The organism is Paucibacter sediminis, assembly GCF_030254645.1.
GTDB lineage: Bacteria > Pseudomonadota > Gammaproteobacteria > Burkholderiales > Burkholderiaceae_C > Paucibacter_B > Paucibacter_B sediminis.
The window spans coordinates 3862170-3876556 of sequence record NZ_CP116346.1 but is presented as its reverse complement, the minus strand read 5'-3'; the positions used below and the strand labels follow the sequence as shown (position 1 = coordinate 3876556).

At 68.6% G+C, this 14387-nt stretch carries 17 protein-coding genes; 8 read left to right on the top strand and 9 right to left on the bottom strand.

Going from position 1 to position 14387, the window contains the following annotated elements; all coding sequences use genetic code 11:
- Positions 1-18: 18 nt before the first annotated feature.
- From PFX98_RS17995 to PFX98_RS17965, 7 genes are all read left to right on the top strand, one after another.
- Positions 19-1440 carry an amidohydrolase family protein gene (locus PFX98_RS17995; RefSeq protein ID WP_285231872.1) on the top strand — a complete coding sequence of 474 codons (1422 nt, stop codon included), beginning with the start codon at positions 19-21 and terminating at the stop codon, positions 1438-1440.
- Positions 1441-1458: 18 nt separating this feature from the next.
- Entirely contained in the window at positions 1459-2688 is a 1230-nt protein-coding gene (locus PFX98_RS17990) for an MFS transporter (RefSeq protein ID WP_285231871.1), read from the top strand.
- Positions 2685-2819, top strand: coding sequence for a hypothetical protein (locus PFX98_RS17985; protein WP_285231870.1), 135 nt, complete (start codon positions 2685-2687; stop codon positions 2817-2819). The genes PFX98_RS17990 and PFX98_RS17985 overlap by 4 nt, the downstream gene beginning before the upstream one ends.
- Positions 2819-3376: a class I SAM-dependent methyltransferase gene (locus PFX98_RS17980; RefSeq protein WP_285231868.1), complete on the top strand. Its 558-nt coding sequence runs from the start codon at positions 2819-2821 to the stop codon at positions 3374-3376. Before PFX98_RS17985 ends, PFX98_RS17980 begins: the two co-directional genes overlap by 1 nt.
- Before the next feature lie 45 nt (positions 3377-3421).
- Positions 3422-4303, top strand: a complete 882-nt coding sequence (gene dapA / locus PFX98_RS17975; RefSeq protein ID WP_285231867.1) for a 4-hydroxy-tetrahydrodipicolinate synthase — start codon at positions 3422-3424, stop codon at positions 4301-4303.
- A gap of 174 nt (positions 4304-4477) precedes the next feature.
- Positions 4478-5545 carry an outer membrane protein assembly factor BamC gene (gene bamC, locus PFX98_RS17970; RefSeq protein ID WP_285235626.1) on the top strand — a complete coding sequence of 356 codons (1068 nt, stop codon included), beginning with the start codon at positions 4478-4480 and terminating at the stop codon, positions 5543-5545.
- Positions 5546-5564: 19 nt separating this feature from the next.
- A complete protein-coding gene (locus tag PFX98_RS17965) occupies positions 5565-6350 on the top strand; it encodes an MBL fold metallo-hydrolase (protein ID WP_285231865.1) in 786 nt (261 codons plus the stop codon).
- A gap of 60 nt (positions 6351-6410) precedes the next feature.
- Here the strand turns inward: PFX98_RS17965 and PFX98_RS17960 are convergent, their stop codons facing one another.
- The 3 genes from PFX98_RS17960 to PFX98_RS17950 all read right to left on the bottom strand — a co-directional run bounded on the left by PFX98_RS17960 (position 6411) and on the right by PFX98_RS17950 (position 8406).
- Positions 6411-6608, bottom strand: a complete 198-nt coding sequence (locus PFX98_RS17960) for a hypothetical protein (RefSeq protein ID WP_285231864.1) — start codon at positions 6606-6608, stop codon at positions 6411-6413.
- Positions 6609-6773: 165 nt separating this feature from the next.
- Positions 6774-7274 (bottom strand): hypothetical protein, encoded by a 501-nt coding sequence (locus PFX98_RS17955; protein WP_285231863.1) that lies wholly within the window; start codon positions 7272-7274, stop codon positions 6774-6776.
- Between the two features lie 7 nt (positions 7275-7281).
- A complete protein-coding gene (locus tag PFX98_RS17950; RefSeq protein ID WP_285231862.1) occupies positions 7282-8406 on the bottom strand; it encodes a JmjC domain-containing protein in 1125 nt (374 codons plus the stop codon).
- Between the two features lie 42 nt (positions 8407-8448).
- On the opposite strand from PFX98_RS17950, the gene PFX98_RS17945 reads away from it, so the two are divergent.
- Complete coding sequence (locus tag PFX98_RS17945) at positions 8449-8970, top strand: FKBP-type peptidyl-prolyl cis-trans isomerase (protein ID WP_285231861.1); 522 nt, start codon at positions 8449-8451, stop codon at positions 8968-8970.
- Between the two features lie 10 nt (positions 8971-8980).
- Here PFX98_RS17945 and dut read toward each other — a convergent pair whose 3' ends face one another.
- The 6 genes from dut to PFX98_RS17915 are packed head-to-tail and all read right to left on the bottom strand — an operon-like array spanning position 8981 to position 14378.
- Positions 8981-9433 carry a dUTP diphosphatase gene (dut, locus tag PFX98_RS17940; protein WP_285231860.1) on the bottom strand — a complete coding sequence of 151 codons (453 nt, stop codon included), beginning with the start codon at positions 9431-9433 and terminating at the stop codon, positions 8981-8983.
- Complete coding sequence (gene coaBC / locus PFX98_RS17935) at positions 9430-10647, bottom strand: bifunctional phosphopantothenoylcysteine decarboxylase/phosphopantothenate--cysteine ligase CoaBC (RefSeq protein ID WP_285231859.1); 1218 nt, start codon at positions 10645-10647, stop codon at positions 9430-9432. Before coaBC ends, dut begins: the two co-directional genes overlap by 4 nt.
- Before the next feature lie 27 nt (positions 10648-10674).
- The gene (gene trmB, locus PFX98_RS17930) at positions 10675-11397 is read right to left on the bottom strand and encodes a tRNA (guanosine(46)-N7)-methyltransferase TrmB (protein ID WP_285231858.1); all 723 of its coding nucleotides are present in this window, start codon (positions 11395-11397) and stop codon (positions 10675-10677) included.
- A gap of 35 nt (positions 11398-11432) precedes the next feature.
- A complete protein-coding gene (gene deoA, locus PFX98_RS17925) occupies positions 11433-12740 on the bottom strand; it encodes a thymidine phosphorylase (RefSeq protein ID WP_285231857.1) in 1308 nt (435 codons plus the stop codon).
- A gap of 5 nt (positions 12741-12745) precedes the next feature.
- Positions 12746-13531 (bottom strand): deoxyribose-phosphate aldolase, encoded by a 786-nt coding sequence (gene deoC, locus PFX98_RS17920; RefSeq protein WP_285231856.1) that lies wholly within the window; start codon positions 13529-13531, stop codon positions 12746-12748.
- 1 nt (position 13532) lies between these two features.
- Positions 13533-14378 (bottom strand): purine-nucleoside phosphorylase, encoded by an 846-nt coding sequence (locus tag PFX98_RS17915; RefSeq protein WP_285231855.1) that lies wholly within the window; start codon positions 14376-14378, stop codon positions 13533-13535.
- Positions 14379-14387: the final 9 nt, after the last annotated feature.

Here is a 14387-nt window from a genome sequence, read left to right as displayed (position 1 = left end):
TTCTGCTGCGCCAACACGATGCGTCTTCTATTTCTCGCGCTGTGCGCCCTGGGCCTCGGCAATGCCCTGGCGCAAACCAGCCCGCCGCCCTTCAAGGCCAGCCCGGCCATGAGCATGGAGCTGCGCAACGCCCAGTGGTTCGACGGCAGCGAGTTCCGCCGCGGCAGCCTCTATGTGGAAGACGGCCGCTTCGTGGCCGCGAAGCCCAGGCGCGTGAACCGCCGTATGGAACTCAAGGGCCAGTACCTGATCTCCCCGCTGGGCGAGGCGCACAACCACAATCTGCAGAACGAATGGGGCTATGGCCAGTTTGCGCGCAGCTATCTGCAGGACGGCGTGTTCTACGCCGCCATGCTGTGCGGCGACCCGGCCGGCGTGGCGCCGGTGCGCAAGCTGGCCGGCGGCGCCGATGCGCCCGACGTGGCCTTCGTCACCGCCTGCATCACCTCCTCCGACGGCCACCCGCTGGAGATGCTGCTGCGCCCCGCCAGCGAGGGTCAGCCCGCCGTGACCCTGGCCGATGTGGCCGACAAGGCGGTGCTGGTGATGAACAGCCCGGCCCAGGTGCGCGAGAAATGGCCGCTGGTGCAGGCGCGCAAGAGTGAGCTGATCAAGCTGGTGCTCAGCTACCACGAGCGCGAAGACCTGCGTGGCCGCCCCGAGCTGATGGGCAAGCTGGGCCTGCGGGCCGAGGTGGCGGCCGAGATCGTGCGCATGGCGCACGCCTCGGGCCAGCGCGTGGCCGCCCATGTCGACAGTGCCGCCGATTTCGAGGCCGCGGTGCGCGCCGGTGTCGACCAGATCGCCCACCTGCCCGGCTATTTCCCGCATCACGGCGATGCGCCCGAAAGCTATTTGCTGAGCCCGGCCAGCATCGAGCTGGCGGCGCAGCGCAAGATCGCGGTGATCACCACCACTGCCGCCACCGGCCTCTTCAAGGCCGATGCCGATTTGCAGGCGCGCATTCGCGAAGTGCAAAAACGCAATCTGCAAATGCTCAGGGACGCCGGCGTGCCCCTGTTGCTGGGCTCGGATGTGTTCACCGGCACGGCCCTGGCGGAGTTCCGCAGCCTCGCCGCCCTGGGCGTGCTGAGCCCCGCCGAGCTGCTGCGCATCGCCACCCAGGACACGCCCAGGGCGATCTTCCCCAAGCGCCGCCTGGGCTGCTTCGAGCCCGGCTGTGACGCGAGTTTCCTGGTGCTGGCGGGCCATCCGCTGCAGGACCCGGCCGCCGTGGAGCAGCCGCTGCTGCGCGTCAAGCAGGGCCGCATCCTGACCCTGATGGACGATGTGGCGAGCACGGCGGGCGGCACGGCCGACACCGCAGCAAGCAAGAAAAGCCCTGTCAAGAGTGGGAAGAAGGGCAAGGCCAGCGGCAAGCCCGCCAGCAAGCCCACGGGCAGGCCGGCTGTCAAGGCCGCGTCAGCGCACAAACGCTGAACTCGCTACATTGCGCCGATGACTGCCCATACCGCCCTCCCCCAACGCCCCACCCTGTCGCTGCAGCAGGTGCTGCTGTGCGGCGCCATGATCGTCACCATCTCGATGGGCATACGCCATGGCTTCGGCCTCTGGCTGCAGCCCATCACGCTGGAGCGTGGCTGGACGCGCGAGACCTTCGCCTTCGCGCTGGCGATCCAGAACATCGCCTGGGGTGCCGCCGGCCCCTTCACCGGCATGCTGGCCGACCGCTTCGGCCCCTTCCGCGTGCTGGTGGCGGGCGGCCTGCTCTATGCCCTGGGCCTGGTGCTGATGGCGCTCTCCACCTCGGGCCTGGCCTTCACCGGCAGCGCCGGCGTGCTGATCGGCCTGGCGCAATCGGGCACCACCTATGCGGTGATCTATGGCGTGATCGGCCGCAATGTCGCGGCCGACAAGCGCTCCTGGGCGATGGGCGTGGCGGCCGCGGCCGGCTCCTTCGGCCAGTTCCTGATGGTGCCGGTGGAGAACTGGCTGATCGGCCATACCGGCTGGCAGAACGCGCTCTACATCCTGGCGCTGGCCGCCTGCGTGATCGCGCCGCTGGCGCTGGGCCTGCGCGAGCCCAAGACGGCGCCGGTGGCCCATGCCCACCAGCAAAGCATCATGCAGGCGCTGCGTGAGGCCTTTGGCTACCGCAGCTTCCAGCTCTTGATGGCGGGCTATTTCGTCTGCGGCTTCCAGGTCGTGTTCATCGGCGTGCACATGCCCAGCTATCTGAAGGACCAGGGTCTCAGCCCCGAGGTGGCCACCTATGCGCTGGCCCTGATCGGCCTGTTCAATGTGTTCGGCACCTATGCCGCCGGCAGCCTGGGCCAGCGCTTTCCCAAGCGCTATCTGCTCTCGGCCATCTACGCGCTGCGCTCCATCGCGATCGTGATCTTCCTGTCGGTACCGATCACGCCGATGGGCGTCTACCTGTTCAGCGCGGTGATGGGGGTGCTGTGGCTGTCCACCGTGCCGCCCACCAATGCGGTGCTGGCGCAGATCTTCGGCATCCAGCACATGTCGATGCTGAGCGGCTTCGTGTTCTTCAGCCACCAGATCGGCAGCTTCCTGGGCGTCTGGCTGGGCGGCAAGCTCTATGACCTGAACGGCAGCTACGACGTGGTGTGGTGGCTGGCCGTGGCCCTGGGCGTGCTGGCCGCGCTGGTGAACCTGCCGGTGCGCGAGGGCGCCATCGTGCGACCCACGCTGGCGCGCGCATGAGACTCCGCGGCCGGCTCTGGCGGATAGCTTCCGTGCTGGCGGCCCTGGCCGCGCTGGCCCTGGTGTTCCTCGCCTATGCGCAGCCCAGCCTGATGCAGCAGCTGGCCGAGCAGGTCTGGGCCTGCTTCTGATGAGCATAAGCGCAAGCCCCTCCTCCTGGCTGACGCGCTGGCCGCAGGCGCTGCGGGCCGGTGCCAGCGCGCTGGACCTGGCCTGCGGCAGCGGCCGCCATCTGCGCCATCTGGCCCAGCAGGGCCTGCGCGTCACCGGCGTGGACCGCGACGCCGCGGCCCTGGCCGGCCTGCAGGGGCTTGGCGAACTGATCGTTGCCGACCTCGAAGCCGGCCCCTGGCCGCTGGGCGAACGCCAGTTCGAGCTGGTGCTGGTGAGCAACTACCTGTGGCGGCCGCTGCTGCCGCGGATCGTTAGCGCGGTGGCGCCCGGCGGCTGGCTGATCTATGAGACCTTCGCCGATGGCCAGCAGAGCGTGGGCCGGCCGGCGCGTGCCGACTTCCTGCTCCAGCCCGGCGAGCTGCTGCAGGCCTGCGCCGGATTGCGCGTGCTGGGCTATGAGGACGGCTTCCTCGACGACGCGGGCGTCAACCCGCGCTATGTGCAGCGCGTTGCTGCGGTTCGCGCCGCGGCACAGCCTGGGGTCTACCCCCGTCATCAGCTTCCCTTTGGCTGAGCGGCTGCGGCGCTGAGTAGAATCCGCCGATTACGAGGAATCCTGATGAAACCGATAGCAGGCAGCATCGTCGCCCTGGTGACGCCGATGCAGGAAGATGGCAGCGTCGATTACGCCGCGCTGCGCCGTTTGATTGATTGGCATATCGCCGAAGGCACGGACGTCATCGGCGTGGTCGGCACGACCGGCGAATCGCCCACCGTGAGCATGGAAGAGAACCGCGAGATCATTCGCGCGGCGGTCGAACATGCCGCCGGCCGGGTGCCCATCATGGCCGGCACCGGGGCCAACTCCACCGCGGAGGCCATCGAGCTGAGCCGCTACGCCAAGCAGGTGGGTGCGGACTGCACGCTGTCGGTGGTGCCCTACTACAACAAGCCCTCGCAGGAAGGCATCTACCAGCACTACAAGGCGATCGCCGAGGCCGTGGACATCCCGATGATGCTCTACAACGTGCCCGGCCGCACCGTGGCCGATATGCTGCCCGACACCGCCCTGCGCTGCGCCGCCCTGCCGGGCGTGTTCGGCGTCAAGGAGGCCACCGGCAATATCGAGCGCGCCGCCTACCTGATCAAGCATGCCCCCAAAGGCTTTTCGATCTACTCGGGCGACGACGGCACCGCCATCGCGCTGATGCTGCTGGGCGGCCATGGCAATGTGAGCGTCACCGCCAATGTGGTGCCGCGCGCCATGCACGAGCTCTGCAAGGCCGCGCTGGCCGGCAATGTGGCCGAGGCCAAGCGCATCCACTTCCAGCTCCTGAGCCTGCACAAGCAGCTGTTCTGCGAGCCCAGCCCGGCCCCGACCAAATGGGCGCTGGAGAAGCTCGGCCGAATCCAGGCGCATATGCGCCTGCCGATCACGCCACTCACCGCCGGCGGCCAGGAACTGGTGAGCCAGGCCCTGCGCGACGCAGGCCTGCTCTAAGCCACAGCCCCTATCATTGCGACCCTGACAGCATGCGCATGGGCGCATGCCTGACCTTCGGAGATGTCCAGCGTGACCCCAACTTTCAAAGCAACTGCCGCACCGACCGCGGTCCGCTTGGCTTGCCTGCTGCTCGTCGGCACCTCGCTCACGGCCTGCAGCTCGATCGAGAACATGTTCTCCTCCGACAAGGTCGACTACCGCAGCGGTGCACGCCAGACCACCGGCCTCGATGTGCCGCCCGATCTGACCCAGCTGGCACGCGATGGCCGCGCCCAGGTGCAGGGCGGCGTGGTGAGCGCCTCCGCCATGCAGCAGGCCTCCACCACCGCCAAGCCCAGCGCTGGCAGCATGAGCAAGGTGGCGCTGGACCAGGTGGGCGATCTGCGCATCGAGCGCTCGGGTGAGCAGCGTTGGCTGCGCAGCTCGCTGACGCCCGAACAGCTCTGGCCGCAGGTGCGCGGCTTCTGGCTCGAGCGCGGTTTCGAGCTCGCCAGCGAACAGACCGAAGTGGGCGTGATGGAAACCAGCTGGGCCGAGAACCGCGCCAAGCTGCCGCAGGACCTGATCCGCAGCACCATCGGCAAGGTGCTGGACGGCCTCTACTCCACCGGCGAGCGCGACAAGTTTCGCACCCGCCTGGAGCGCGTCAATGGCGGCACCGAGATCTATGTCAGCCACCGCGGCATGGTCGAGGTCTACACAAACAACCAGCGCGACAACACGGCCTGGCAGCCGCGCCCCGCCGACCCGCAGCTGGAAGCCGAAATGCTCTCGCGCCTGATGCTCAAGCTGGGCGCCAAGGACGAGCAGGCCAAGGCCGTGCTGGCCGCCGCGCCGGCCGCGCCCGCCAAGGGACCAGCCACGGCCGCCGTACATGCCGGCACGCGCGCGCTGTCGGACGTGCCCACCAGCCTGCAGGTCAACGAAGGCTTCGAGCGCGCCTGGCGCCGCGTCGGCCAGTCACTGGATCGCCATGGCTTCACGGTGGAAGACCGCGACCGCAAGCAGGGCCTGTTCTTCCTGCGTTATGCCGATCCCAACGAGGCCGGCAAGGACGAGCCCAACTTCTTCAGCAAGCTGTTCGGCGGCGACAAGGGCCAGACCGCGGCGCGCTATCGCGTCTCGGTCAAGTCCGAGGGCGAGCGCAGCACGGTGATGGTGCTGGACGACAAGGGCCAGCAGCAGACCGGTGAGATCGCCAAGCGCATCCTGAACCTGCTGATGGACGATCTGCGCTGAGGCGGCAGCGCCGCTGGCCATGCGTTTTTGCAGCCTGGGCAGCGGCAGCGGCGGCAACGCCACCGTGGTGGAGGCCAGTCAGGGCATCACCAGCACCAGGGTGCTGATCGATGCCGGCTTCAGCCTGCGCGAACTGACACGCCGGCTGGGCCTGCGCGGCCTGAGCCCCGACGATCTGGATGCCATCTTCATCACCCATGAGCATGGCGACCACATCGGCTGCGCGCTGAATCTGGCACAGCGCCACGGCATCCCGATCTGGACCAGTGCCGGCACCTGGCAGGCGCTGCGCGCCGAGGATGTCGACGCCAAGCTGCGCCATGTGGCGCGCGCCGGCGAGGCCATCCCGCTGGGCGACCTGTGCCTGCAGCCCTTTGCGGTGCCGCACGACGCCATGGAGCCCCTGCAGCTGCGCTGCCATGACGGCGCCCGCCATCTGGGCGTGCTCACCGACGCCGGCTCCATCAGCCCCGGCATGCGCGATGCCCTCGCCGGCTGCCATGCCCTGCTGCTGGAATGCAATCACGATGTGGAGATGCTGAGAGGCAACGCCAGCTACCCGGCGAGCCTGAAGCGGCGCATCCTCGGCAGCCACGGCCATCTCTCGAACCAGCAGGCGGCCGAGCTGCTGGCGGCCTGCCTGCATCCCGGCCTGCGCCAGGTGGTGGCCGCGCACCTGAGCGAGCGCAACAACCTGCCGGAGCTCGCCATGGCCGAACTGCTGGCCGCGCGCGGCACGGCGGGCGGCTGCGAGATACGCATCGCCGAGCAGGCTACTGGCGTTGACTGGCAGGTTCTGAGCTAAAACGACAAAGCCGCCTGGGCTTGCGCCCAGGCGGCTTTTGCGTGATCGGAAGAAAACCGATTACTTGCTGGCGGCGGCCGAAGCAGCGTCAGCGGCGGCGGGTGCCGAAGCTTCCATTGCAGGAGCCGAAGCGGCTTCCGAAGCAGCAGGAGCGGGAGCAGCAGCAGGAGCCGGTGCAGGAGCAGCTTCTTCCTTCTTGCCGCAGGCGGTCAGGGCAACAGCAGCCAGCAGGGAGGCCAACAGGATCGACTTTTTCATACTTGTCCTCAAAGATTCGGTGAGACGAAGATCAATTACCGGTAATTAATGGAGCACCGCCTCTGACAGCAAAACGCAGTGGCAAGCCCCAGCAGATCAAGACGGGGGAAACCTCGAGCGCTCCCTCGCCTAGCCCGCGATTATAGGGGGTTGATTGCGGTCTCCTTACAAACCCAATGTCGTGGCACTAAAGGAAGGGCTTGAGCGTTGCTGAATCGCATCAAACCATTCACGGGCCAGCAGTTCATCCGGGCGCTCTGCGGACAAGACCGCGCGCCAATGCTCGCTATCCAGCACGCGCAGGCATAGCGTGCCCGGCGCCAGCAGCAGGGCATCGAGCTTGCGCCCGCCAGCCAGCGCCATGTCCTCGTCCGTGAAGCTGCCCGCCTCCACCACATGGCCATAGTTCTGACGCCAGCTCACAAAGCGCGGATGGGCGCGGCGCAGGCCCTCATAGTGATGCGCCAGCAGATGCAGGCGGCGATGCGGCAGGGCCCAGGCCTTCAGCGCGGCCAGCACCTCGGGGTCCGAGAGCGGCCAATCGCAGAAGTCCTTGTCCAGCCAGCATTGCTCGCGCCCGCCCTGGGCCAGGGCCTGCAGCAGGCCGGTCTTGAGCGCCGCGAGCACCTCCTCGCGCGAATTCAGGATGCCTGTCTGCAGTTCCATGCTTTCCTCACTGCTGGGCTTGCACCCAACCGTCCTCGACCCAGATCTCCAGCAGCTCGCGCGCGCCATCGGAGAGTTTGGCCAGGTCCTTGGCGCTCAGGGCACGCGCATCGGCCAGGCGGCGCATCAGCTGCGCATCGCGGCCGGCGGCGCGGAAGGACTCGCCATTGATGAAGACATGGGCGCGGTCGTACATCATGCGGCTGCGCCGATCCAGCGCGATGCCGGCGCCCGCGGGCAGAACGCCGCCCTGCTCGAACCAGACGCGCGGCTTGGGCTCGGTGAGCGCCTCGCCCAGCGCGCGCTCCAGCGCCAGCGGCTCCTTCAGCGCGCGCTCGGTGGCGTCGCGCGCGAAGTCCAGCAATTGCTGCGGAATCTCGCCCGGCGCCTTGGTGGCGGCCTGTTTGGGGTCGGCATACATCTTGTTGGCATAGGCCTGGGAGTCATCGTCCATCAGGCGCTGCAGCAGCTCGCGCGCCAGCTCGGCACGCCAGGGCGTGCGGAAACCCACCGAGCAGGTCATGCACTCGCCGATGGCAATGCCGTCGTGGGCCCAGCCGGGCGGCAGGTAGAGCATGTCGCCGGGCTCGAGCACAAACTCCTGCTCGGGCTCGAAGTCCGCCAGCAGCTTCACGGGCACGCCCGCGCGCAGCGCGCCGGTGGTGGCCACGCCCTGACGGCCGATGCGCCAGCGGCGCTGGCCATGCACCTGGATCAGGAACACATCGTAGGAATCGAAATGCGGGCCCACGCCGCCGCCATCGCTGGCATAGGAAATCATCAGATCGTCCAAGCGCGCCTCGGGCACGAAGCGGAACTGCGACAGCAGCTCATGGGCGTTCTGCAGATGCAGGTCCAGGCCCTGCACCAGCAGGGTCCAGCCCGGCTTGCTATAGGGCGGCAGCTTGGCGACGGGGCCCTGCTTCAGGGCCCATTTGCCGCTGAACTGCGAGACCAGGCGCGACTCGACGTCCTCGCTGGCGGCCAGTGCGGCGAGTTCGCTGCGCGAGGCCGGCGGGCGGATGCCTGGCAAGGCCTGACGCACCAGCAGCGGCTTCTTCTGCCAATGGCGCCGCATGAATTGTTCGGGGCTGAGACCGCCCAGCAGAGGTGTGGAGAGCTTGATATTCATGGCGGCGATTGTCGCCCTGCGCCGATGTGAAACAATTGAGCCATGCTAATTTCTGCCCCCTGCGTCGTCTCCCTGAGCTGGAGACTGGAAGACGCCCAAGGCCAGTTGATCGACGAACTGGTCAACCCTCTCGAGTTCTTCTACGGCGGCGACGACTTGTTCGCCAAGGTGGAAGAGGCCATCGCCGGCCAGGAAACCGGCTATGAAACCAGCCTGGCCCTGCAGCCCGACGATGCCTTTGGCGACTACGACTCCGGCCTAGTCTGCTTCGAGCCGCGCAGCGTGCTGCCCGAGAACGTCGACGTGGGCATGCAGTTCGAAGGCATGCCCGAAGGCGCCACCACCAAGGACATGCCGGCCGAGGCCATCTACACCGTCACCGAGCTCTATCCCGAGCATGCGGTGTTGGACGGCAACCACCCGCTCGCCGGCATCGGCCTGCGCATGCATCTGCGCGTGCGCGATGTGCGCGAGGCCACCGAGGCCGAGATCGAGGTGGGCAGCCTGGGCGAGGCGGTGTTCAGCGTCGCCACCGGCGCGCCTCCCGACGCGCAGCTGCACTGAACGGTTTTTTTCAGTGCTTGCCGGTTGAGCCGAAGCCGCCTTCGCCTCGATCGGAGGCGTTGAATTCCTCGACCACGCGGAACGCCGCCTGCACCACCGGCACCAGCACCAGTTGCGCGATGCGCTCCATGGGGTTGATGACAAAGGTGGTACTGCCGCGGTTCCAGCAGCTCACCATCAGCTGGCCCTGGTAGTCGGAGTCGATCAGGCCGACCAGATTGCCCAGCACGATGCCATGCTTGTGGCCCAGGCCCGAGCGCGGCAGGATGATGGCCGCCAGGCCAGGGTCGCCGATGTGGATGGCTAGGCCGGTGGGCACCAGGCTGGTCTGCCCGGGCTCCAGGGTCACGGGCGCATCCAGGCAGGCGCGCAGGTCCAGGCCGGCGCTGCCGGGCGTGGCGTAGGCGGGCAGCTGCTCGGCCATGCGGGCGTCGAGCACTTTCAGATCAACAGTGGTGGTCATGCTTGTTGCAGTCGGGTCGCGATTTCGGCCACGAGTTGGCGGGCCAGATGGAGTTTGTCGTTGTGCGGCAGCTCGCGCTCGCCGGCGGCATCCACCAGCACCAGGGCGTTGTCGTCGCGGCCGAAGGTGGCCGGGCCCAGATTGCCGACGATCAGCGGCACCTTCTTGCGCAACAGCTTTTCGCGTGCATGCTTGACGAGCTCCTGGCTCTCGGCGGCAAAGCCCACGCAATAGGGTCCATCGGGCAAGGCGGCCACCGCCGCCAGGATGTCGGCGTTCTCGGCCAGTTCGAAGGTCGGCGCCGTCTTCGTGCCGTCCTGCTTCTTGATCTTGTGCTCGTTCATCTGCGCCGGGCGCCAGTCGGCCACCGCGGCGGTGGCCACGAACACATCGTGCTCGGTGGCGCGCGGCAGCACCGCCTCAAACATCTGCTGGGCCGTCTGCACGTCGATGCGGCGCACGCCGCGCGGCGTGGCCAGGTGCACCGGGCCGGCCACCAGGGTGACTTGGGCGCCGGCCTCGGCGGCGGCACGTGCGATCGCGAAACCCATCTTGCCGCTGGAGAGATTGGTGATGCCGCGCACCGGGTCGATGGGCTCGAAGGTCGGGCCGGCGGTGATCAAGAGCGTCTTGCCGGCCAGCAGCTTGGGCTGGAAGAAGGCAATCACCTCGTCCAGCAACTCCTGGGCCTCCAGCATGCGGCCATCGCCGATCTCGCCACAGGCCTGGTCGCCGCTGGCCGGGCCCAGCACCAGCGCGCCATCGGCGCGCAGCTGCGCCACATTGCGCTGGGTGGCGGGGTGGGCCCACATCTCGCGGTTCATGGCCGGAGCCACCAGCAGCGCGCAGCGCTCGGCCGGGCGCGCCAAGGCGGTGAGGCTCAGCAGCTCATCGGCCCTGCCCTGCGCCAGCTTGGCGATGAAATCGGCGCTGGCGGGTGCGATCAGCATCAGATCGGCCTCGCGGCTCAGATTGATGTGGGCCATGTTGTTGGCCTCGCGCGCATCCCACTGGCTGGTGTAGACGCTGCGGTTGGAGAGCGCCTGCATGGTCACCGGGGTGATGAAGGCCTCGGCGGCGGCGGTCATGATGACCTGCACCGTCGCCCCCGCCTTGCTGAGCAGGCGCGTCAGCTCGGCGATCTTGTAGCAGGCGATGCCGCCGGAGAGGCCCAGCAGGATGTGCTTGCCCTGGAGTTGTTGTGCTTCAGACATATGAAGCGGCACTCTAACAGTGCCTGCTCAGCGCTTGCGGAACACCAGGTCCCAGACGCCATGGCCGAGCTGGATGCCGCGGTGCTCGAACTTGGTGAGCGGCCGGTAGGCCGGCTTCTCGGCATAGCCATCGGCAGCGCTGGCGGTGTTCTCCAGCAGCGGCTCGGCCGCCAGCACCTCCAGCATCTGCTGGGCATAGGGCTCCCAGTCGGTGGCGCAATGCAGGTAGCCGCCGGGGCGGATGTGCTGCACCAGCTTGGCGACAAAGGGCTGCTGGATCAGGCGGCGCTTGTTGTGGCGCTTCTTGTGCCAGGGATCCGGGAAGAAGATGTGCACGCCCGCCAGCGAGGCCGGCGCGATCATCTGCTCCAGCACCTCGACGGCATCGTGCTGGAAGATGCGAATATTGGCGATCTGCTGCTCGCCGATCAGCTTGAGCAGCGCGCCCACGCCGGGCTCGTGCACCTCGCAGCCGAGGAAGTCGTGGTCCGGCAGGCTTTGCGCAATCTGCGCCGTCGCCGCGCCCATGCCGAAGCCGATCTCCAGCACCAGCGGCGCCTCGCGGCCGAACAGGGCCACCGGATCCAGCCGCTGACCAGGCGTGTAGGGCAGCACAAAACGCGGGCCCAGCTCGGCGAGGGCCTTGACCTGGCCCGTGCCCATGCGTCCGGGGCGCGTCACGAAGCTCTTGATGCGGCGGCGCTCGGGCGCGTCAGTCGGCTCGGCGGGGGACTCGGCGGGGTCGGTCATGGCGGGGAAAGCGAAGGACAGCAGGGGGCAGGAGTCTAGCCCACCGTCGCCATCACGATGGGCGTGGGCACATAGGCCTCGCCCAGCGTGCAGGCGGCCTGGTAGGCCGCCACGGCGCGCGCCGCGCTGGCCTCATCGGCCGCATGCACCAGGGCCATGGTCTCGCCTGCCTTGAAGCTGCTGCCCAGATGGCGCACCTCGGAGAGGCCCACGCGGAAGTCGATCGCATCGCCGGCCTGGCGGCGGCCGCCGCCCATCTCCACGATGATGAGGCCGATCTCGCGCGTCTTCATGGCGCTCAGCACGCCGTCGCGCGGCGCCGGCACCGGCAGCACCACGGGCGCCGGGGTCAGGTATTGCTGCGGGCGCTCCAGCAGATCGGCCGGGCCGCCCAGGGCCGCCACCATCTGCGCAAATTTTTCAGCCGCGGCACCGCTGTCCAGTCCGGCCTGCAGCTTGGCGCGCGCGGCGCCGTTGTCGGCCGCCAAGCCACCCAGCACCAGCATCTCGGCGGCCAGCGCCAGCGTCACCTCGTGCAGGCGCGGCTCCACCCGCTTGCCGGTCAGGTAGTCCAGCGTCTCGTGGATCTCCAGGGCGTTGCCCACCTCGTAGCCCAGCACCTGGTTCATGTCGGTGATGAGGGCGCGGGTCTTCAGGCCGGCGCCGCCGGCCACGCTGACGATGCTCTCGGCCAGCTCCTGCGCAAAGGCGGGCGTGTCGGCAAAGGCGCCATTGCCGCATTTGATGTCCATGGCCAGCACCTGCAGGCCGGCGGCCAGCTTCTTGGACAGGATGCTGGCGGTGATCAGCGGCACGCTCTCCACCGTGGCGGTGACGTCGCGGCAGGCGTAGAAGCGCTTGTCGGCCGGGGCCAGGTCGCCGGTCTGGCCGATCACGGCACAGCCCAGGCGCCGCACCAGGCGGTCGAAGTCCGCGGGCGCGGGCATGGTGTTGTAGCCGGGGATGGCCTCGAGCTTGTCCACCGTGCCGCCGGTATGGCCCAGGCCGCGGCCGGCAATCATCGGCACATAGCCGCCGCAGGCCGCCACCATGGGCGCCAGCATCAGGCTGACCTTGTCGCCCACGCCGCCGCTGGAATGCTTGTCCAGCACCGGGCCGGGCATGTCGGGCCAGGCCAGCACGCGGCCGGAATGCATCATGGCGCGGGTCAGCGCCACCGCTTCATCGCGGCCCATGCCGCGCAGGAACACCGCCATGCCCAGCGCGGCCACCTGGCCCTCGCTCCAGCTGCCGTCCACCAGGCCGCGCACAAAGTGCTGGATCTGCGGCTCGGACAGGGTATGGCCGTCGCGCTTGGCGCGGATGATTTCTTGAGCAAGCATGTTCGTCAGTAGGCGCTGGAGGCTCTGGAAGGCGCTGCCGAGGCCTGGCCCGCGAGCACCGCCTCGATGTCATTGAGCAGACCGCTGGCGCCGAAGCGCAGGCGGCGCGCGTTCAACGCCCCCTCGCCCAGCTTGGCACGGGTCTGCAGCAGATAGCCGTGCGCGTCGGCCACCGAGCGGATGCCCCCCGAGGCCTTGAAACCGGCCGCCGAGAGGCCGCTGGCCGCGATCTCCTGCAGCATCACCGCGGCGGCCGCGGGGGTGGCCGAGACGCGGCTCTTGCCGGTGCTGGTCTTGACGAAATCGGCACCGGCCATCAGGGCCAGGCGGGTGGCCTCGGCGATCAGCTCGGGCGTGGCCAGCTCGCCGCTTTCGATGATGACCTTGAGCGTGAGCGGCCGGCTGGCATGGCGCACCTCGGCCAGGAACTCGGCCACCTCGCTGCCCTGCCCCGCCATCAAGGCCTTGTAGGGCAGCACCACGTCCACCTCGTTGCCGCCGGCCTGGGCGATCGCCGCCACATCGGCCAGCGCGCGCGGCAGGTCCAGCGCACCATCCGGGAAATTGGCCACCGCGGCCACCTGGATCTCGGCCGGCAGCAGGCGCCGCGCCAGCGCCACGAAGCGCGGCCAGACACACACCGCGGCCACCGGGCCATGGGCGCTCTGGGCGCGGCGGCACAGGGCCTCGATGTCGGCCTCGGTGTCGGCATCATTCAGGCTGGTGAGGTCCAGGCATTGCAGGGCCAGGCGGGCGCTTTCCTGCGGGGTCAGGTCTTGAGTAGTGCTCATATCAGGCCCGCAGCGAAGCCAGTTCGGTCAGGCCGGCCACCAACTGCGCCAGGAAGGCCGCGGCGCGCTCGCCCGACACGGCCGCCTGCTGCAGCGTCAGGGCATGGGTCAGGGCCTCGGCCGACAGGCCGGCGGCCATATTCGTCATCAGGGCCAGGCCCATCACGCGCAGGCCGGCATGGCGCGCCAGGATGGTCTCGGGCACGGTGCTCATGCCGACGGCATCGGCGCCCCAGGCGGCAAACATGCGGATCTCGGCCGGGGTCTCGAACTGCGGGCCCAGGGCCCAGACATAGGTGCCCTCGCCGAGCTTGAGGTTGTGCGTCTGTGCCACCTTCTTGGCATGGGCGCGCAGCTCGGCGTCATAGGCGCTGCTCATGTCCACAAAGCGCTCGCTGCCGGGCTCGCCCACCAGGGGCGAACGCTGCGGCGCGTTGATGTGATCGGCGATCAGCATCAGGCTGCCGGGCGGCATGTGCGGGCGCAGCGAGCCCGAGGCATTGGTCTGGATCAGCACCTTGACGCCCCAGCGCTTGAGGCTGCGCAGCGCGCCGGCCATGCCGGTGCAATCGCCGCTTTCGTAGGTATGGGCGCGGCCGCGCAGCATGGCCACGCGCTGCCCGCCCATCATGCCTACCACCACCTCGCTGACATGGCCCTCGACCTTGGGCCGGGGGAAGGCCGGCAGCTCGCCATAGGCCAGGTGCTTGGCGCCCTGCACCTGGTCCACCGCGCCGGCCCAGCCCGAGCCCAGCACCACCGCGACTTCGGGGGCGGCGCCAAATTCGGCCTGCAGGCGGGCGACGCTGGCGTCGATGAGGGGGTTCAGTTCGTTGTTGTTGATCATGTTGCGTGT